Here is a 19453-nt window from a genome sequence, read left to right as displayed (position 1 = left end):
CTCAGGTTGACCCTGTCGACAAACATCGGCGTGTGAAGGAGTCCATGCCAGGTGGTGCGGAAGGAAAAATTGTTAACGGCGAAGAGCGGGCTGTCCATTTCGATCTGGTTGGGATAGATCCGGAGACCGGAGCCGGACACCTGAAATCCCTTAAGGAAATAGACGTGGAAATGGGCGAGTTGGACGCGGCTGTCGAAACGCGTGCTGAGCGTATCCACTATTCGGGCTTTCAGGATGGGTTCTGCGCGGTGCAGGCCTACTTCGACGGCAATGAAGGCGGCGACTACGAGAAGGAAAAAAATCGCTGCGATCCATAGCAAGATGCGCCTTGAGCGACTATTCTTCTTGGTTGTCGCAGGAAGACTTTCCAAGGGCTTTTGATCGTGCACGTTCAGAGCCTTTCACAGAATACGGGTGCGCTATGAACTTAGAGGCAATTCCTGGCTTGTGCGTTGGTTCCCCGAACGTTCGTCTGGCAATGAAGAGCCTCCGCCGCAGTGTGGCCATTCTCGCACTCTGCCAAGCGGCTGTGCTTGCGCAGGTTGCAACGGCGACAAAGCCGCCATCGGCACCGGCGGCGGCCACGATCGATCAATACATTCACCGGGCATGGGACACGCTATCAAGATCGATGACCGACTGCACCTCGCTGATTGATCCCAAGCTGAAGACCGCTCCAGTGCTGTATATTCCGCAGGAGATTGATGAGCCGCCACAAGTAGCCGCGCTACACTCGAAGTGCAATGTCGATGTAGAGCGCTTGCCGCATCGCATTACCCATATTGGAGAAGTTGATCCGCGATCGATCAAGGTTCCCGGCCTGCTCTATCTTCCCAACAAATACGTGGTGCCGGGCGGGCGCTTCAATGAGATGTACGGCTGGGATAGCTACTTCATCCTGCTCGGACTGCTGCGCGATGGGCGCGTGGATCTGGCGCAGGGCATGGTTGAGAACTTCTTCTTTGAGATTGAACACTATGGCAGCATTCTGAACGCAAATCGCACCTATTATCTAACGCGCTCTCAGCCTCCTTTTCTGTCCTCGATGATTCGCGATGTGTATGACGCGCGGCTTTCAGCGAAGGCTGGCGATCGGAAACAGGCCGAGGCATGGCTGTCGCGTGGTTACGGATATGCCGTGCGAGATCACAACCTTTGGCTGAGTGATTTTCATCGAGCCGGTGACACCGGGCTTGCTCGCTATTTCGATCTGGGCGAGGGGCCGGTTCCCGAGCAGGAGGATGACAGTACTTATTATCCGGATGTGATTCGATGGCTGCTTTCACATCCGGACGTGCACACGGATTATCTTGTAGACGGTCCTGATCAGCCGAATGCGGCTCAACAGGCCGAGCTGGCAAAGACGAGTTGCGATATCAGCGTCTCGCACGTCTGCGCACACGCGCATGTGGATGGGCACTGGCTCTCGGCGGACTTCTATCGCGGAGATCGCGCGATGCGCGAGTCGGGATATGACCCGAGTTTTCGCTTTGGGCCCTTCAGCGGCTCGACGCATCATGATGCGCCGATTTGTTTGAATAGCCTACTCTACAAATATGAGCGCGACCTGGCGTGGATGGCTGAAAAGCTGGGCAAGACCGATGAGGCAAAGCAGTGGAATGCACAGGCCGATGCGCGCAAGGCGGCGATCAACAAATATTTGTGGAATGCCAGCGAAGGCATGTTTTTCGATTACGACTACATGGCGCACAAGCAATCGACGTATCGGTATGTGACGACATTCTTTCCCCTGTGGGCCGGTTTGGCAGATGAGGAGCAGATCAAGGGGCTGGAGAAATCATTGCATTGGTTTGAGCAGCCGGGCGGGCTGGCGATGAGCACGTTTAACTCCGGAACACAGTGGGATTTGCCGTATGGATGGGCTCCGCCCTCATGGATTGCCATTGCCGGCTTATGGAAGGTGGGCGATATCGCGGACGCGCGACGCCTTTCGGAAAGCTTCAGCCACACGATCAAGGTCAATTTCGAGCACGATCACACGATTCGCGAGAAATACGACGTTGTCAGCGGCTCATCCCAACTCGATGTCGCTACGGGATATAAGACGAATGAGGTGGGCTTTGGCTGGAGCAATGCGGCGTATTTGAAGATGCAGCTGCTGCTTGCCCAAACAGGGGGCAAGCAGTGAGCGGTGAACCGAAGCTCATCGTGGGTTTGGGTGAGCTGCTGTGGGACCTACTGCCGAGCGGCAAACAACTTGGCGGCGCTCCGGCAAACTTCACCGTGATGTCGGCTCGGCTGGGGAACTATGGAGTTATTGCCAGCCGAATTGGACGCGATGCGCTCGGCGACGAGGCTCGCGCTTATCTTGAGCCACTGCCTGCGGAATTGAACTATTTGCAAGTTGATGACGATCATCCTACGGGGAGCGTTTCCGTAACCTTGCAGGATGGCCAGCCGGAGTATGTGATTCACAAGCCGGTGGCGTGGGACTTTCTCAACTGCACGCCGGCCTGGCTGGAGTTGGCGCGGCGCGCGGATGCTGTCTGTTTCGGAAGCCTGGCGCAGAGACATGAAGTGTCGTGTGAAGCAATCCACTCATTTCTGGCAGCAACAACGGAAAAGTGCGTGCGTGTTTTTGATGTGAACTTGCGGAAGCCATTTTATGACGCGAAGGTACTTACAGACTCGCTTGCGCGTGTCACCCTGCTGAAGTTGAATGAAATGGAAATGCCGGACGTGATGTCCCTGCTCGGCCTCGTGACAAATTCCGGATCAGACGAGGCTTCACTTCTCAACTGCGCTCGCATGCTGCTGGATCGCTTTCCTCTGCAGCTGGTGTGCGTCACGATGGGCTCTCAGGGCAGCCTGCTGGTAACGCATGGGGCGCATCATCGCCATCACGGAATTGCGACGAAAGTCGCGGACACCGTGGGCGCTGGAGACGCTTTTACGGCGGCCCTGGTTCGTTCTTATCTGCAGGGCGCGGCGCTGCCTGTTTTGAATGAGGCCGGGAACCGATGGGGATCGTGGGTGGCTTCCCAGAGAGGCGCGATGCCTGCGCTGCCCGCCGATGTGCGTGAAGATATCGAAGCGCAGATCACGCAAGCGACCGTACAATAAAACGTCAATCGAGATTGAACGAGGCAGTTAGAAATGATCGAGTTGTCCAGTTCCCAGGAGCGACGCGCCATCGGGCAGTCGCGGAGAAAACAGTTACGCCGGCAGGATCACAGTCAATGGCAACCGCAGCATCGACGGCATAATCCCATTGCCCTGCTCGAAGAGTCGATGCGTGGGCGGGTGCCATCGCTGATTGCCCTGAAATACGAGCGCATGGCGGCCTCGCCATTCGGTTTCTTTCGCGGCGCTGTACCGATCATGGCTGCCGATCTCTCTCTGCTGCCTCATACCGGCATAGTGAACCAAATCTGCGGGGACGCGCACGTGCGCAACCTGGGCGCGTATGCCGCTCCGGATGGGCGGCTCGTTTTCGACATTAACGACTTCGACGAAACCATTCGCGGGCCGTTTGAGTGGGATTTGAAGCGCCTTGCTACCAGCCTGGTGCTTGCCGGGCGCGAACTCAGCATCAAGCGCGCACAGTGCGAAGAAGCCGTCAATGGTCTCGTTGCGCGCTATCGGAAATATGTAGAGATGTTTTCGAAAATGCCGGTTCTGGATATGGCCCGCTATCAGGTACATCGCCTGCAACGGATCACTCCGGTGTCAACGGCTTTGCTGAAAGCCGAGCGCTCGACGCCTATGCATACGCTGGAGCAGCTCACGATTCCGGAGACGAACAGAAACGAAGAGACAGGAAGGCGAATCTTCAAAGAGGAAAAGCCTCTTCTGACGCGCCTCTCGTCAGCACAAGCGCGTGTGGTCCTGGCGTCACTGCAGGAATACCGGAAGAATCTTTTGCCGGAACGACAGCACTTCTTTGCGCAATATCGCCCGGTGGATGTGGGTTTCAAGGTGGTGGGCACTGGATCGGTTGGATTGCGCGATTATCTTGTGTATTTCGAAGGCAACGGCAGGGCCGATCCGCTCTTTCTGCAGATCAAGGAAGAACCGGAGTCAGGTTACGCAAAATACCTTGAGTACCACGGCCCTCACCATCAAGGTGAGCGTGTGGCCAATGGACAACGCGCGATGCAGTTTCTGTCCGATCCTTTTCTGGGATGGACGACGATCGGGCACCGGCAATATCTGGTACGGCAGTTGAATGATCACAAGGCGAGCATCGAACTCGAAGATCTTAGGGGCCCTGGATTGCTGGAATACGGTGAAATGTGCGGCGAATTACTGGCTCGTGGACATTCGAGGTCCGGCGATGCGAGCATGCTGGCCGGTTACATCGGCAGCGGAAGGCGATTCGCTGACGCGATTATGAAATTTGCCGAAGCCTATGCGGACCAGACAGAGCGCGACTGGCAAGCACTGCTCAAATCGCGCCATGCGCCGAAGAGCAAACCAGCGAGTCAGCCGGTTAAGCAGGTCAGCAAGTCAGCCTAAAAAGAAACAAGCAAATCAGCTACGGACTTGCGGAGTGTTTCCCGTTCTTTGCCAACTTGCTTGCGCCAAAGGCACGCTAACTTGCTGGCTCGCTAAAATAGAAACATGCTGCAACTTGCCGACGCCGGCAAACGATTCGGCCCAAAGCTTCTTTTTGAACACGCCAACTGGCTCATCACTGCTGGCGAACGCACGGCTCTGGTCGGTGCGAACGGCACGGGTAAATCTACTCTGCTGAAAACGCTGGCGGCCCTTGACTCACTTGACTATGGCAACCTGCAACGCACCCGGGGGATGAGCATTGGCTATCTGCCGCAGGACGGTCTATCGCTTTCAGGCCGCACGGTCTTCGATGAGTGCCTGTCCGTCTTTGACGAACTTCGCAGCATTGAGCAGGAACTGGAAACCCTGGCCGCTTCGCTGGCTGAGCTTGATCCAGACAGCGGCGCCTATGGTACTGCGGCGGAACGGTATTCGAATCTGAGCGCGAGGTTTCACGCTCACGATGGTTACGCGCTGGATGCGCAGGTAGGCGCCGTGCTTGCCGGTCTAGGCTTTAGCAAGGAAGACTGGGCGCGACGGACAGAGGAGTTTTCCGGCGGCTGGCAGATGCGCATTGCACTGTCAAAGCTGCTTTTGCAAAAACCGAATCTGCTTCTGCTAGATGAGCCAACGAATCATCTTGATCTCGAAACACGCAACTGGCTCGAAGAATATCTACGCGGCTATCCGAACGGCTACATTCTGATCTCGCACGATCGCTACTTTCTTGATGTGACGGTGAACAAGATTGTGGAGATTTGGAACAAGGGGCTGCACTTCTACTCCGGCAATTACGAGAAGTATCTGCAGCAAAAAGAAGAGCGACGCACGCAGCTTGAGGCCGCGTATCGCAACCAGCGCGAGCACATTGAGCATCTGGAAGCATTTATCAGCCGCTTCCGCTATCAGGCCACCAAGGCGAAACAGGTGCAGAGCCGTATCAAGGAACTCGAAAAGATCGAGCGCATCGAGATTCCACAGGAAGAACAGGCGATCCACTTCACTTTTCCCCAGCCTCCGGCTTCAGGACGCACGGTAGTTGAGGTTTCAAACCTGAGCAAGAGCTACGGTGAGAAGCAGGTCCTGCGCAACGTGAGTTTTACCATCGAGCGCGGGGACCGCATCGCACTTGTCGGCGCGAACGGCGCAGGCAAGTCGACGCTGATTCGGATGCTCTCCGCGCTGGAGGGGCCGACGTCAGGTGTGCTTCGACTGGGACACAATGTGTTGCCGGACTATTTTGCGCAGGATCAGTACAAGGTGCTCGATCCCGGAGCACGCATGCTGGAGGACATCGGCCGCATTGCGCAGCGTGTGCCGGAGACCGATCTGCGGAGTCTCCTTGGCTGCTTTCTCTTCTCAGGCGACGATGTTTTCAAGCCGCTCGGGGTTCTTTCAGGCGGCGAACGCAATCGCTATGCACTGGCGCGCATTCTTGTCAGCCCTGCGAATTTTCTGCTGCTGGACGAGCCGACGAATCACCTCGATCTGCGCGCCAAAGATGTGTTGCTGGATGCGGTGAATAAATTTACCGGCACGGTGATTTTCGTCTCACATGACCGCTACTTTATTGATCGGCTGGCGACGCGCGTTTTTGAGGTCGAAGGCGGTCACGTCCACGTTTTTCCGGGAAATTACGAGGATTATCTGTGGCGCAAGGAAGGCGGTGCTGTAACGACGACGGCTGCGCCCGCTGTAGCCGTGGTGGAGGAGACTCCTGCTGCGGTAGTGATTCAGACGGCCGAGAAGGAAAAGGTCCGTCGCGTGAACCCGATTCGCTTGCGGCAGATGCAGGAACGGCTTGCCTTTGTTGAGGAAGAGATTCCGCGCGTGGAAGCTTCCATCGTGGAGACCGAGCATTCGCTCGGCATTTTCGTAAGCGTGGAAGAGACGGAAAGGCTTAGCCGCCTGCTCGAGTCGCTACGAGAACAGCATGGTTTGCTCACGACCGACTGGGAGGAGTTAATGCTTCAGGTGGAAGAGCAGCAGGTGAGCAGCTAATTCATTTATTGTTTCACGACGTGCGGCGTGTGTGCCTGAAGCGTCGGTCCTCCTGCATAATCAAATTATGCCGCTCCTTTGGAAACCGGAAAGCTGGTCACAACGCCTGGCTGAGTTGGAAGCACGCTCGGGCGACCTGAAAGAAGCTCCGTTGCGTCGCGATGTTCGTTCACTCGGCACGCTGTTGGGAGATGTGCTGCGCGAACAGGCTGGCGATGCTCTGTATGAGAAAGTCGAGGAGCTGCGGCAGTCCGCGATTCGTCGCCGCGAAGAGCAGGCAGCGGGCAAGTCGAAGGAAGCGGAAGACCGTCTGCAACGGACGGTTCTCAGCATCAGCACGTTGCCTGTGGAGCAGGCTTACCAGTTGAGCCGGGCCTTTGCGTTTTATTTCGAGCTGATCAATCTGGCTGAGACGAATCACCGCAAGCGGCGGCGTCTGTCGCTACAACTCAGTGGAGACAGTTCAAGGCAGCGAGGTTCATTGCGCGGCACTCTGCGGGAGATGAAGCGGGTTGGTATCTCGGCAACAGAGGCGATGGACTGGCTGAGGCACGTCTTTATCGTGCCTGTGTTTACGGCGCATCCTACGGAGATTGCGCGGCGCTCGGTTCTGTTCAAGCGGCGGCGCATTGGCGAGTTTCTCGAAGACCTCGATCGCATTCCGGTTCCGGATGAAGAGATTTTGCGGCTGCAGGAGCAGCTCATGGCTGAAATCACGGCTCTGTGGCAAACCGATGAGGTTCGCAGCCGTCGCCCTACTGTAAACGATGAAATTAAGATGGGGCTCGATTACTACGATGTTTCCATCTTCGCTACGCTGCCGAAGCTGTACGAAGAGGTTTCTGCAGCGCTCGCAAGCGAATATGGGCTCGACATTGACATCTCAGAGCTGCCTCTATTGCTCGGCTTCGGATCCTGGATTGGAGGCGATCGCGATGGCAATCCATTTGTGACGCCGGATGTCACGCGCGAAGCGATCCGCTCAGCACGGGCCCGACTGCTTGCCCACTACCAACAGCAGGTGCAGTTGATCATCGACCTTCTGACTACCTCGGCGCAGCAGTTGCCGATCAGCAATGAATTGAAGCAGCGGCTGGATGGATATCTCACAGAATTGCGGGCCGGTACGCAGCAGCTCTTCGGCGCGCGCTTTGAATTTGAGTTGTATCGGCGGTTCATGGTCTGCGTGCATGCGCGTCTGCTGCGTGCTGCTGGTGACGCTGCATCTGATGCTGACAGTCTGGAGTCGGCGCTCAGCGCTTTGCCGGCGTATGGCAGCGCGCAGGAGTTGCTGGATGATTTGAGCGCGTTGCGCCGCAGCCTGGCGGAGAATGAGGGATTGCGGCTTGCGCAGACGCTCATCGATCCACTGATACTGTTGGTGCGCACCTTTGGCCTGCATTTGCACACCCTGGATATTCGACAACACGCAAAGCTCCACAAGAAGACGCTGCAGGAGACCTCGGACTGGTGCGCGGGAAATGCATCGATCGTGCCGCAGGGACTAAGCAAAGAAGCTGCCGATGTGGTTGAGACTTTCCGCACGATTGCGGAAGTGAAAGCAGGCTGCAGCCCGGAGGCGATTCGACAATACGTAATCAGCGGCGCGAGCAGTGTGGAAGATGTGCTCGGTGTGTTGTGGCTCGCGCGGTTGGGAGGGGTTGAAGCGGCGGCCAAAGGCAATGATCCTGGGCTGATGCCGGTCCCGCTATTCGAATCAATTGAAGACCTGCGCAATGCTCCCGAGGTTTGTCGCAGCCTTTGGAATCTGCCGGAGTATCGCGCGCTGCTCGCGTCCTGGAACAACATGCAGGAGATCATGTTGGGTTACTCGGATTCCAATAAAGACGGGGGGATGCTCACGAGCACATGGGAGATCTTCCGCGCACATCGGGCGTTGCACGAAGTGGCTCGCGAGTGCGGCGTGAAGCTGCGCCTCTTCCATGGACGCGGCGGTACGGTTGGGCGCGGCGGCGGTCCCACGCATCGCTCGATTTACGCGCAACCTGTGGGCGCATTTGAGGGTGAGATTCGCATTACCGAACAGGGCGAGGTTCTGAATTGGAAATATTCCGATGTGGTTCTTGCGGAACGCAATCTTGAGCTGATGATCGCGGCCTCGCTCGATGCTCTGGCGCGTCCGAACACGCTTGATCCACATGGGCATCAGTCGGGGATTTTGCTACCGGAGTGGGAAGCAGCTCTCGAGGAGCTTTCGGACACAGCGTTTCATTTTTATCGAGAGCAGATCATCGATGACCCGGAGGTGCTGAGTTATTTTGAGACGGCCACTCCGGTTGCCGAGCTGGAGCATGCCAAGATCGGATCGCGTCCGGCGCGGCGCAGCGGCAAACGCGCCTTCGCCGATCTACGTGCGATTCCCTGGGTTTTCGGATGGACCCAAAGCCGTCAGCTTGTTCCTGCATGGTTTGGCGTGGGGTATGCCATCGAGCAATATTCGCAAAAGCCGGGCGGAGCGAAATTACTGCGCGACATGATGGCTGAGTTTCCGCTCTTCATTGACGTTATTCGCAATGTGGAGATGGCCATGGCGAAGGCCGATCTGGGCATTGCTTCACTCTATGCCTCCCTTGTGCCGGATGTGGGGATGCGTACTCGGGTTTTCTCGAAGATTGAGGCGGAGTTCAATCGCACGCTTGCTGCAGTGCTCGCTGTGACCGGGCAGAAGGAACTGCTTGAGACGAACCGGATGCTCGCTCATTCGATCCGGCTGCGTAATCCATATGTTGACCCCATGAGCCTGATTCAAGTTGATTTGCTGCGGCGTAAGCGGGCGGGTGAGGACACTGACGAGATCAACCGCGCCATTGCGGGGACGATCAACGGAATCTCAGCAGGGCTGCGAAATACGGGCTGATTCCCGAAACGGCATTTCTGCGCATTGCGTGTTCCGCATTGGGTTTTCACTGTTCGATTTCCGTCGGTGCGGCTGTTGGCGAGGCGCTCGTCGGAATACACTCGGCGCATGAGTACGCAACCACCGATTGAAGACATCAACGCCATTGTGAGCCGTTTCCAGGAGTGGGCTGGCACACAAGCATCCACGCGCGCAAAGGACGGCGTGCGAGAGCTTACGTACGACGAGGCCATTCGACAGAGACGGCCTCGCGCAAGTTCGGAAGCGTCCTCGCCAAAAGCTGAGCAGCCTGCGCCAACTTCGGCCACAAACGATAACCATCGAGCGACCGGAAAGTCAGCGGCGCCAAAGAAGAGAATTCCAGCTAGACGAAACGTGAAACACGCACAATCCAAAGATGCAAAGTGGTCACGCGTTGCTGAGCCGGTTGTTGTACCGGCCCCGCCAGAATTCCGCCACGTTCTAGCCGACAAGGTGTCGGCTCCGTCGCAGGAACTGGCAATGGAGCGCAAAACCACAGCACTTTCTTTGCGAGTTTCAACGGTCGAACATGCGCTGCTAAAAAGGCGCGCGGAAGCCGAGAACCTTTCCGTCTCTTGCTATCTGCGGAATTGCATCTTCGAAGTGGAAAGTCTGCGCGCACAATTAGCGGCAACGCTTGCCGAGCAGAAACAAATGCAATCGATGCAGATGTTTCCTTTCGCGTCCTGGGTGCGCTTCGTGCGAAGGATATTTTTCCGGAAGACGACAGCGCTCGCCATTCGCGTCTGATCACGCAGTCTTGATGGAATCGTCAGCGCTGGCTGGCTTCGCCTGCTTTGACGCGCCGGTTGAACTCATCGGATTGTTTTTTCGGAACGCTGAGGCATTTCCAATTTCCGGCCTGCAAGTGCTTGGCAAGAAAGACAATCTGTCCGCAATGGTATGAATAATGGGCGACCTGCCGATTGATGGCCTGCATGACCGAATGCGCTTCGCCGCGAATGGTAATGGTTCGGCCTAAGTCCGCATCCGTCAGCGGCTCCAAAGCGGTAAAAAGCCGGCTCCAACCTTCTTCCCACATGCGCATCAACTCGGCGCGCGTTGCTGGAGGCTCCTCGAATTCGCTGTCACGATTGCGATCGTGCTTCTCTCCGTCGGTGGTGAGAAAGTCTGTCCAGCGCGAGCGCATATTTCCGGCCATGTGCTTCACGATGATGGCGAGGCAATTGCTTTCCGGATCGATGACCGTTTGCAGTTGCTCGTCACTTACCTGGGCGAGGGCAGCCTCGGCAAGCTTCTTGAACTGGCGAAAGATTGCCACTGAATCAGTTACATAAGAGGTAGTGAATTCAAGGGCCATGCTTTGATTGTCCCCTAAAACTATTGGGCTTGCACGTTGGTCGCCTTGTCATTTTGAAAACTGACATTCCACTGTCTTCCGCCCGCGTCATAGTGCACAGTGCGGTTGCCGTAGTTCGATGAATCAGATTGCTGGATTACGCCGAGCGCCATGGCGACCTGCAGTTCGTTCATGCCCGGCTTGGGCTGATGCTGATCGACAGCTTGCCAAACATCTGCGGACCAGTGCTTATACATCTGGTGGGGATCATCGTAGTAGAAAATGTCGTCGCAGAAATACGTCGAATCGATTCCCTGCTCATAGCCGATGGGGGTCGCGTATTCGCTGGCATCTCCGGGCAGTTGAAAGACGGCAAAGACTTGTCTGTCGCCACGGGGAATGCGGCTGGTTTTGCTTGGGGGCGCCTTTTCGAGGGCGATGTCCTTCACCTCCAACGCTTGGACGCTGGGTAGAACTCCGATTTTGTGGGCGAAGTTGATAGTGTGTCCCGCATAAGGGAAATACTCAAGCTCAAAGCCGGCCTGAATCCAGACTGTCTTGCCAATCAGGGTTTTCGCCGACTTCACATCGTCAATGTAGAGCTTACGTGGCGAAACAATGTCGTCGTTGGTTAGCGGGCGCTCCTGCCGCTGCTGCTTCTGCACCATCGGCTCGTGACGCTCTTTCCACACGAAATAGATTCGGACGCTAAAGACGATCAGGACAAGCAAGGTGCTCAGTCCGACCTTTTGCCATGTTTTCACTGTTACCGCCTTGTTCTTGAACTGCTCTCTAGTTTGGATGCTGGCCGTTGGCCGTCAAAGTTGGCGGACTTCCTGAGCCGATTGCTCCAAGTCTGCCTGCAGGAGCGCCTCTGGCGTGAACTGGTCAGCACGGCGGAGGTTGGGGAATAAAAAGCTCCAGATGCCGGTGACGGCCAGCGAGCCGATGCCGCCAATGACGACGGCGCGTACTGCTCCCCACCAGGAGGCGGTGAGACCGCTTTCGAATTCGCCCAACTCGTTTGAGGCTCCGACAAAGAGCGAATTGACTGCGCTCACGCGACCGCGCATTTCAATCGGCGTGGCAAGCTGCAGAATCGAGGAACGGATGACGACGCTGACCATGTCAGACGCACCGACGAGAACGAGTGCGAGCAGCGACAGAGGCAGACTTTTGGATAGGCCGAAGAGAATGGTCGCTGCGCCGAAAATACCGACGCAGAAAAACATCTTCGCCCCGGAGCGGCGCTGAATTGGCCGCCAGGTCAACCACATCGAGACTGCCAGCGCTCCGATGGCCGGCGCAGCGCGCAGCAGGCCGAGCCCGCGGGGGCCGGTTTGCAGGATCTCCTGCGCGAAGATCGGCATGAGCGCGACTGCACCGCCGAGCAGCACAGCAAAGAGATCGAGCGATATGGAGCCGAGCAGAATTTGCGTTCTCCAGACATAGTGAATGCCAGCGAGTATCACTTCGGTGGACATAGCGCGATGTTCCATGCGCCCCGGACGCACGTGCAGGGAGAAAATGAGCAGGAGAAACCCGATGAGCGTGACCAGCGTAAAGAGAAAGACGATGCTGGCGCCGGCAATGCGCCCCTGCAGGGGTAAGGTGTAGAGAATGCCTCCAAGAGACGGACCGGCAACATTGGCGATTTGAAAAATGGTCGCGCCCCAGGTAACTGCGTTAACAAAGTGTTCCTTGGGGACGAGATGCGGAATCAGGGCTGAAGCAGCGGGACCACTGAACGCGCGCCCGGTTCCGATGAGAAAAAGTGTGGCAAAAATTGGCCAGATGGCGCGCAGCCCATGCCAGGCAAAGATAAACAGGGCGGCAGTACAGAACGCCTGCAGCGCGTAACAGATGAGAATCACATGGCGCCGATCGAACCGGTCGGCAGCATGGCCTGCCGGCAACATAAAGAGAAGTCCGGGCAGGAAAAGAACCAATCCGGTGTAACCGAGATAGAGGGCGCTATGCGTTATCTGGTAAACGAGCCACGCCACAGCCAAAGTCTGCGCCTCGGCGCCGACGATGACCAATACGCGCGCGAGCTGATAGCGGCGAAAATCGCGAGAAAGAAATGCTGCAGAGCCTGAGACGAAAGATCGGTCTGACATGCGTAGTCTATAGCTATGATACCCGCGCCATTTTAGTTTCGCGTTTCGCCCAGGACGGCCATTAGTTTACCGACCCCGTCTTCTCTGCATCTCAACTGAAGAACATCTGAGAAAGGGAGATATTCTTGCCTGAAGAAACACTGCCGCCCGATACAGTACTGATTGCCCATGCAACGGTCCATTTGGCAAATGGAGAATCTTTCGACCTTCTGCCCTTTGAAAGCCGCGAGGACGTAAAGAGCAGAGTTACTGACTTGATGGAAAACTGGGCGAAGTCCGGCTTTCTGTTGCGCGGCCGCTATGTCTACCCGTGGCATCAGGTGGCGCGCATCGAAGTTACTTCGGTCGAAGAGATGTCAAGCGCAGAGTCTGAGCAGCGGCTGATCGATTGGGAGATTAATGATCAGTACGGGTTGCAGCAGGGTTTCTGGAAGACGAAAAAGGCGCGCGAGAAGAAAGACGAAACGAAGGAAGAAGGCGCTGAGGGCCAGCCGCACGCGGCTGGCTAGGGTCCCGAGCTGGATGTGGACCAGACCGGCGTCGGCCAACGGAATGCCGGTATCCGCTGCTGCGAACGATAATGGACTAGACCGTCTTGGCAGACATACAGATAGTGCGAGCCAAGACGGGCACCTCTGTTCTGTGAATACGTCTGGGATGGTGGATATCACCGCTGGGATGGAGCTCCGTATGTCTGGGTTCCCGGACGATATGCCGTTGCACCTCATCCTCACGCGGAGTGGTACCTGCCCATTGGGCTGAGCGCCACGGCGGCTGGGTCTTCGTCGAGTGTCACTGGCGCTAGGTTAGCGTTCGATTCGATTCGGAATAAGAACCGCCCGCGTCGTTCTCGGCAGCTGAACGGTGCGAGCATTCCTCTCGCGAGTGAAATCAAATAGACAACGCAAAATCTTCGGACTGCCCTTGGCCGCAGTTCTGGAGCGAATATCAGTTGTTCGGCTAGCTCAAATGAATTAGCGCAATGCGGCTGTCATCAGCAAGCAATTGGGTATATTATTTTGCTCTTGCACCCATGAACGGGCGCAGGCTTTCTGGCTTGAGAATCGCGTGAATCTTAAAGCAGATTCCCGGCTTCGCGATCTGCTGGAACTCGTTTCAGCTTACGGTCTGATTCTGGCTGTGATCTGGACGCCGATGCCGGCGCAAAGAATTCTCTATTGGCTGGCAGTTGTAGCGGTTGTCGGCATCACAGTACTGCGCCGGGAGAAGCTGCAATCTCTTGGACTGGCCCCGACGGAGACAAGGCGGTCGCTTTGGATTGTTGCGGCAACCCTGGCCCTCGCTGTGCTCGCAGTTGTGGCAGCGAAGGAACTCGGCACGCTTCACGGACTTCCCGGCGTGGGGCGTTTGTCGACGCGGACGCGTGTGATCGGATATCTGATCTGGTCATTTGTGCAGGAGTTTCTGGTGCAGGTCTTTGTGCTGACCCGACTGGTGCGACTGCTGCCGCGACGGTCACTGGCGATTGCGGCGGCGGCGCTGCTGTTTGCGATTGCGCATATTCCAAACCCCATCCTGATCTGCCTTACGCTGGTGTGGGCTTTGATTGCCTGCCCGTTCTTTCTTCGCTATCGCAATCTGTATGCGCTCGGGCTAGCGCACGGCATCCTGGGCCTCTGCGTCGCCGTTACGGTTCCGGATGCCATGCATCATCACATGCGCGTCGGGCTTGGCTATCTGCGCTACCAGCCTCGGCATCGCGCCATTCAGCGAAGCAGCGCTCCCCACAGAGTATCCACGCATGCATGGGTGATGGATGAGGCTGCGATTCTTCTATCGGAGCGCCACGCGCGTCCGTAGAAGACGCCAGCGATGGCCGCCAGCAGAACGTAGCGCCAGTTGAAGTGCGCCGTGCGTTTATTGAAGTGCGAGAGCCCGAAGAGGATAGCAGTCACGGTAAGAGACGCGGTGCGCCCAATTCGGCGCTCAATGAGATTCTGCATCCATCCGCGAAAGAAAATCTCTTCCGGCAAGGCGATCAGCAGATAGGTAAAGAGCCAGATCGCCGGCAGCAACCATGCACGCTCAACGTGCCGGTGCAAGTGCAGGAATCCAATGGCGAGTCCCAACGGAATTGCGATCGGCATGTAGAAAAGAAGCTCGCGTAACCCCGTCTTCCAATCCGTAATCCGCCAGCGAAGATCGAGCCCAACGCCATCAAGCTGGCGAATCACCATGAAGCCGTAAAGGCCGGCATCGAGAAGAAGGAGCTTGTTGAGCGCAACGAGGGCATGCGGCCACGCCGCCTCAAACCAGCGCAGGTCAACCGCTAGCCCCAAAATAAGTAGCACTAGAAAATCAAGCGCGTGTCCCCGTTTTTGTGGGTCGATCTTCGCGGTGACCATCAACAGAACGGAGACTGAGACCGGCAGCAGCAGATAAAGCGCGAGCCAACCGAGGCGGAGCCGGTGAATTGGCCAGCACACAAGCAGATAGGGAATAACTAAAACTGCCGGCAGCAGAAGTTGAAGAACCAGAGGCTGCCTGCTGGCTGCTGCCACACAGCGCTCCCCCGCAAAGCCGAAGAGAAGCAGAGGCGTCACAGCCAATATTGCGGCAACAATCACCCCTGCATGCGCGTAGATCACGTTTTCATGCTAGAGCATCGGACGCTTCTGCTTCATTACCTCGGCGGAGCGTTATCTGTCTTTCTAGAAGGTTCTCGTGTAGCTGGCGATCACCGTGTAATCCGCGAAGGCGGCGTCACCATGGGTATGGTTTGCGTAGTCGGTCACGCTGGTTTTGCGATTACGTTCCATCGCCCATGGACCACTGACGTTGAACATATTGCGTCCGCGGGCGTACACCAGGCCCGGTTCGATGGAAATAACGTAGCCCGGACGGCGAAAGCCGTTGCTGCTGCCAAAGGCATCGCGCACCGGAACGCCTTCCATACGGCCGCCAATGCTCAGCGCGAGGCCACGAACTTTCGGCACTCCATGCGAAAAACCGCCGCGCCATAGATATTGATCGGTTGCGGAGATCACGTTTTCACCGGGTGCGGGACGATAGGTCAGGACGCCGGTCGTGTCCTGCGGGCTGAAGAGCCACGAGCCGGTGAAATAGCCGATGGTGTGAAAGTAGAACTGGCGATAGGCATTGGTGCCGAGGGCAAATCCCCATGTACCGTCGCCGGGCTGGATCGACTCATCGAAGGGCCGGACTTGCTTCTGTCCATTGGAGAGAATGGTCGTACCTTTAGCGTCATTGATACCGGTCGGCAGCTTGAGCTGCATGGAAAACGAGATGTTGCCATTGCTCTCTGTTGGTGGCCGCCAGACCCATGCCTGTGCACCAACGAGCATATCTCCGATTCCGCCGGAGCGATAGACGTTGACGTTCCCCTGCTGATGACGTGTCGCCGTCATTCCGGGAATATCTGCGATGATGCTCCAGCGCGGCGTCATCTGATAACTGAGACTCAGATCATAGAGATCGACGTGGTTCTGCACTTCATTGTGCATCTCGGCGCGTTGCACTTGATGGACCGTGCCGATGTAGTGCTTATACGAACTATAGGTTCGGAAGCCAACTGTGACGGACAGCCCATGAAGGAGGCCTACTGTCCGCGGCTGGCTGGTCGGGTCAAGCCCCGATATGACCGGCTGTGGCGAGTGAGCCGCGACACAACCCTGCGCTAAGGCCTGATTGTGGCGGGATGATGTGGAGGTGACGAGCAATGTTGCGACGAGCGTGAGTCCTGCTTTGCAGGTTTTTATTTTCATTGTTTGTTCCGTTGACTAGCCTCAGATGGAAATAACTCGTTGCACGGTAACAGCGCCGCTGGGCTGTAGTCTTGGGCCTGCGGGCTGAAAGATATATCCACCCTTGGACGGAGGCGCATCCGCGGAACACCGAATAGACTCGCGGGAGCAATGAAAGCCTTGCGTTGTGTTCTTCTCCTCCTGTGTTCTGCACTTTTCGTCGCGTCTGTGTCTGCAAAGAGAGTACCCAACCTAGACCTCAAAGACTTGCATGGCAATACGCAAAAGCTAGCGTCGTTGCGCGGGCAGATCGTAGTCCTCAACTTCTGGGCGACATGGTGCGGTCCGTGCCAGGAAGAGTTGCCACGTCTTTCGAAACTGGCGCAGAGTTACGTTGGCAAGAACGTCCGCTTCATTGCGGTTTCAATCGACGTGGCCAAAGATCGAGGCAAAATCGAGCCAGCGCTTGAGAAGGCGGGCGTGACCTTTGACACATGGGTTGGAGCCAGCACCGATACACTTGGCAGCTTTGGCCTCGGCGAAATCGTTCCAGGAACCGCCATCCTTGATGACCGTGGAGAAATCATAGCCCGCATCATGGGTGAGGCGCGCGATGAGGATGTGCGCAATGCGGTGGACTGGCTGCTGAACAACCGGTCCAGACCGGCGCCAGCAGCTCTCACCAAGAGATATTGACTACTGCACTCCGGCTGCGATCAGAGCGCTCTTGCTGCCTGCTTCACGTGGAGTTGTCTTTGGCTGGGTGGGCGGTGCATACCCTTTATAGACGGTGATATGAAAGCAGGATTGATAAAATTCCTCTTCCACGTCAATCTTTCCCGCCGTTTGCATTGGCAACAAGTATGCCCGCATCCATGCAACTTCCGACATTGACAGTCCCTTCTTGGCAATGTCGATCGTTGCGCCGGTCAGGTGCGGCGAAGCGATATCGCCCTCGGCAGGCGCCGCGTTACCGTTTACCTCCATCAGATGACGCTGATAGGCAACCGTGCGCACCGCGGAATTCACCTGAAGCGGACGGTGGAAGCGCTCGTAGTGAGCGCGGCCGAGATCAGTAAGAAAATGGGCGGTCCAAGGGCGGCAGTAGCGGCGATTTGCAGGTAGTTCTGTGTTGACGCGGAGAGACATACTCACCGGCACTGCAACCAGTGCATGTTCGTTCCGCAGATCATTCAATTGGTCGTCATCCTCGATTCGTTCGAGACCCTCGGCCTCGCTGCGCTGGTTCTGGCGGACGAGCGATTCTCTCGAGCCCTTCAACGGCGGCAGCAAAACCATCCGTGCATGTTTGACTGGAACTTCGGGAATCGTCGCGCTCGGTGGCTCTTCTTTCGCTTCCAGGGACGCGTGACGAGCGCGGGCGTTTCTGTGGCTGCGCGTATGGGCATGCGCGGCAGCAGAACGGGCATGGTGGGGCTTTCGTTTTACGGCATAGGCAGAATTCCCTGCGCCTGCAAACAGAGCGGCAGCAAGGAGAATAACAAGACAGCGCATGAGCGGGACCGCGGAGATTCCAGAGCTTTCTTAGACTATCGGGTGCTGGACGCGCCGGGAAGTATTCAACTTGATTCTGGAAATATTGCCTTAACAAATATCAGTTCAATGACTTAGGCAGCATTGGGAGGACAGCTTCGCAGGCGATTTTCGTCGCAACTGGCTCGCCGGCAGGATACAATCGCGCCAATTGAAAATGCACCTGATAAGTGAGGCCCTATGAGTGATGCCGTTTCAGAAACCGCTGCTACACCCCTGAGCGAAGGGCAGCGCATCATCGATACCTTTGTAGCTCCTTCGAAAACGTTTATCGATCTGCTACGGAGATCCTCGTGGTGGGGACCGCTGGTGATCATGATTGTCGTCTCCATCGCCTTCTCATTTACCGTGCAGACGAAAGTAGGCTGGGAAAGGGTGATGGAAAACAACGTGCATCAGAGCCCGAAGCAGGAAGAGCGATTCGCCCAGATGACGCCCGATCAAGCGGCTGCGGCCAAAACAATTGGCGCAAAGGTTACTTCGATCATCGCCTACTGCTTTCCGATCCTGATACTTATCTTTACTGCCATTACCGTACTGCTGGTATGGGCTACGGTAAATTTCGGTTTTGCCGGAACAGCAAAGTTCGGGCAGGTGTTTGCGGTCTACATGTACGCAGGCCTTGTTTTCAACCTCAAGTTCCTTTTGGCTATCATTGCGCTCTTTGCCGGCGTCGCGCCGGATTCATTTCTGATGAACAATCCGGTTGGCACGAATATTGGATATTACCTGAGCAGCGATCTACCGCATATGCTCGTCGCCTACGCGATGCATCTCGATGTCTTTGAAATCTGGTCGGTGATTTTGAGCGTGATTGGCGTCGGTATCGTGGCAAAGGTGTCGCGGGGAAAAGCAGCAGCGGCTGTTGTGGGCTGGTGGATCGTACTGGTGCTGATCAGCGGCGCTTTCTCATAAAGTCTGTAAGACTTCGGAAATTTGCCCTTCGCATTCGACTGAGGGGCAGATCGTACTTGGAAGTGGGATATAATAGACTTGCGCTCGATTCCGAGTGGGTTTTTGTTACGCACGTAATGCCGTCCAAAGCACTGCCTGCTACACCTTCCCGTTTTCAGCGAATATCAACACAAAGGAATACCCCAAAAATGGAACAGGGTACAGTCAAGTGGTTTAACGATGCCAAGGGTTTTGGCTTTATTACACGCGAGAGCAACAACGAGGACGTTTTCGTTCATTTCTCCGCGATCAACGCGAATGGCTTCCGCAGCCTTCAGGAAGGTCAGCGCGTGCAGTTCAACGTCGTGCGCGGCGCCAAGGGCTTCCAGGCCGAGAACGTTCAGCCTGTTTAAGGCTATCGTCCAGAAATAAAGAAGCC

19 protein-coding genes are annotated in these 19453 nt (G+C 56.4%); 13 read left to right on the top strand and 6 right to left on the bottom strand.

Annotation, left to right across the window (positions count from 1 at the left end):
* The first annotated feature begins 44 nt into the window (after positions 1–44).
* The 7 genes from H7849_RS26970 (at position 45) to H7849_RS22890 (ending at position 10171) form a co-directional block, all read left to right on the top strand.
* Positions 45–317, top strand: a complete 273-nt coding sequence (locus H7849_RS26970; protein WP_251106427.1) for a hypothetical protein — start codon at positions 45–47, stop codon at positions 315–317.
* Between the two features lie 104 nt (positions 318–421).
* A complete protein-coding gene (locus tag H7849_RS22915) occupies positions 422–2149 on the top strand; it encodes a trehalase family glycosidase (protein ID WP_251106426.1) in 1728 nt (575 codons plus the stop codon).
* A complete protein-coding gene (locus tag H7849_RS22910) occupies positions 2146–3084 on the top strand; it encodes a PfkB family carbohydrate kinase (RefSeq protein WP_251106425.1) in 939 nt (312 codons plus the stop codon). Before H7849_RS22915 ends, H7849_RS22910 begins: the two co-directional genes overlap by 4 nt.
* A 33-nt stretch (positions 3085–3117) precedes the next feature.
* Positions 3118–4479 (top strand): DUF2252 domain-containing protein, encoded by a 1362-nt coding sequence (locus H7849_RS22905; protein ID WP_186742808.1) that lies wholly within the window; start codon positions 3118–3120, stop codon positions 4477–4479.
* Positions 4480–4584: 105 nt separating this feature from the next.
* Positions 4585–6522, top strand: coding sequence for an ABC-F family ATP-binding cassette domain-containing protein (locus tag H7849_RS22900; RefSeq protein WP_186742807.1), 1938 nt, complete (start codon positions 4585–4587; stop codon positions 6520–6522).
* A gap of 67 nt (positions 6523–6589) precedes the next feature.
* On the top strand, positions 6590–9400 hold the full coding sequence (locus H7849_RS22895; protein ID WP_186742806.1) for a phosphoenolpyruvate carboxylase: 2811 nt from the start codon (positions 6590–6592) through the stop codon (positions 9398–9400).
* 108 nt (positions 9401–9508) lie between these two features.
* The gene (locus H7849_RS22890; RefSeq protein WP_186742805.1) at positions 9509–10171 is read left to right on the top strand and encodes a plasmid mobilization protein; all 663 of its coding nucleotides are present in this window, start codon (positions 9509–9511) and stop codon (positions 10169–10171) included.
* Positions 10172–10193: 22 nt separating this feature from the next.
* Here H7849_RS22890 and H7849_RS22885 read toward each other — a convergent pair whose 3' ends face one another.
* Genes H7849_RS22885 through H7849_RS22875 form a run of 3 tightly spaced genes read right to left on the bottom strand, consistent with a single transcriptional unit; the run spans position 10194 to position 12841 of the window.
* A complete protein-coding gene (locus H7849_RS22885) occupies positions 10194–10742 on the bottom strand; it encodes a DUF1572 domain-containing protein (RefSeq protein WP_186742804.1) in 549 nt (182 codons plus the stop codon).
* 20 nt (positions 10743–10762) lie between these two features.
* Complete coding sequence (locus H7849_RS22880) at positions 10763–11485, bottom strand: hypothetical protein (RefSeq protein WP_186742803.1); 723 nt, start codon at positions 11483–11485, stop codon at positions 10763–10765.
* Between the two features lie 54 nt (positions 11486–11539).
* Positions 11540–12841 (bottom strand): MFS transporter, encoded by a 1302-nt coding sequence (locus H7849_RS22875; RefSeq protein WP_186742802.1) that lies wholly within the window; start codon positions 12839–12841, stop codon positions 11540–11542.
* 125 nt (positions 12842–12966) lie between these two features.
* Between H7849_RS22875 and H7849_RS22870 the strand changes: the two genes are divergently transcribed.
* The 3 genes from H7849_RS22870 to H7849_RS22865 all read left to right on the top strand — a co-directional run bounded on the left by H7849_RS22870 (position 12967) and on the right by H7849_RS22865 (position 14662).
* Complete coding sequence (locus tag H7849_RS22870; protein ID WP_186742801.1) at positions 12967–13350, top strand: hypothetical protein; 384 nt, start codon at positions 12967–12969, stop codon at positions 13348–13350.
* A gap of 230 nt (positions 13351–13580) precedes the next feature.
* Positions 13581–13646: a hypothetical protein gene (locus H7849_RS27650; protein WP_432756555.1), complete on the top strand. Its 66-nt coding sequence runs from the start codon at positions 13581–13583 to the stop codon at positions 13644–13646.
* A 263-nt stretch (positions 13647–13909) separates the two neighbouring features.
* Positions 13910–14662, top strand: coding sequence for a CPBP family glutamic-type intramembrane protease (locus tag H7849_RS22865; RefSeq protein WP_251106424.1), 753 nt, complete (start codon positions 13910–13912; stop codon positions 14660–14662).
* Here the strand turns inward: H7849_RS22865 and H7849_RS22860 are convergent.
* Positions 14569–15450, bottom strand: a complete 882-nt coding sequence (locus tag H7849_RS22860) for a CPBP family intramembrane glutamic endopeptidase (RefSeq protein WP_186742800.1) — start codon at positions 15448–15450, stop codon at positions 14569–14571. The two genes, H7849_RS22865 and H7849_RS22860, sit on opposite strands and share 94 nt — an antisense overlap.
* Before the next feature lie 63 nt (positions 15451–15513).
* Entirely contained in the window at positions 15514–16587 is a 1074-nt protein-coding gene (locus H7849_RS22855; protein WP_186742799.1) for a hypothetical protein, read from the bottom strand.
* Between the two features lie 150 nt (positions 16588–16737).
* Between H7849_RS22855 and H7849_RS22850 the strand changes: the two genes are divergently transcribed.
* Positions 16738–17262 (top strand): TlpA family protein disulfide reductase, encoded by a 525-nt coding sequence (locus tag H7849_RS22850; RefSeq protein ID WP_186742798.1) that lies wholly within the window; start codon positions 16738–16740, stop codon positions 17260–17262.
* On the opposite strand, the gene H7849_RS22845 is transcribed toward H7849_RS22850, so the two are convergent.
* Positions 17263–18081, bottom strand: coding sequence for a DUF5715 family protein (locus tag H7849_RS22845; protein ID WP_186742797.1), 819 nt, complete (start codon positions 18079–18081; stop codon positions 17263–17265).
* Between the two features lie 219 nt (positions 18082–18300).
* On the opposite strand from H7849_RS22845, the gene H7849_RS22840 reads away from it, so the two are divergent.
* Positions 18301–19035, top strand: coding sequence for a YIP1 family protein (locus H7849_RS22840; protein ID WP_186742796.1), 735 nt, complete (start codon positions 18301–18303; stop codon positions 19033–19035).
* 188 nt (positions 19036–19223) lie between these two features.
* Positions 19224–19427 (top strand): cold-shock protein, encoded by a 204-nt coding sequence (locus H7849_RS22835; RefSeq protein ID WP_186742795.1) that lies wholly within the window; start codon positions 19224–19226, stop codon positions 19425–19427.
* Positions 19428–19453: the final 26 nt, after the last annotated feature.

It is taken from the genome of Alloacidobacterium dinghuense, from assembly GCF_014274465.1.
Lineage (GTDB): Bacteria > Acidobacteriota > Terriglobia > Terriglobales > Acidobacteriaceae > Alloacidobacterium > Alloacidobacterium dinghuense.
Note: the sequence above shows the minus strand (reverse complement) of the source record. Positions and strands in the feature narration are given on the sequence as shown.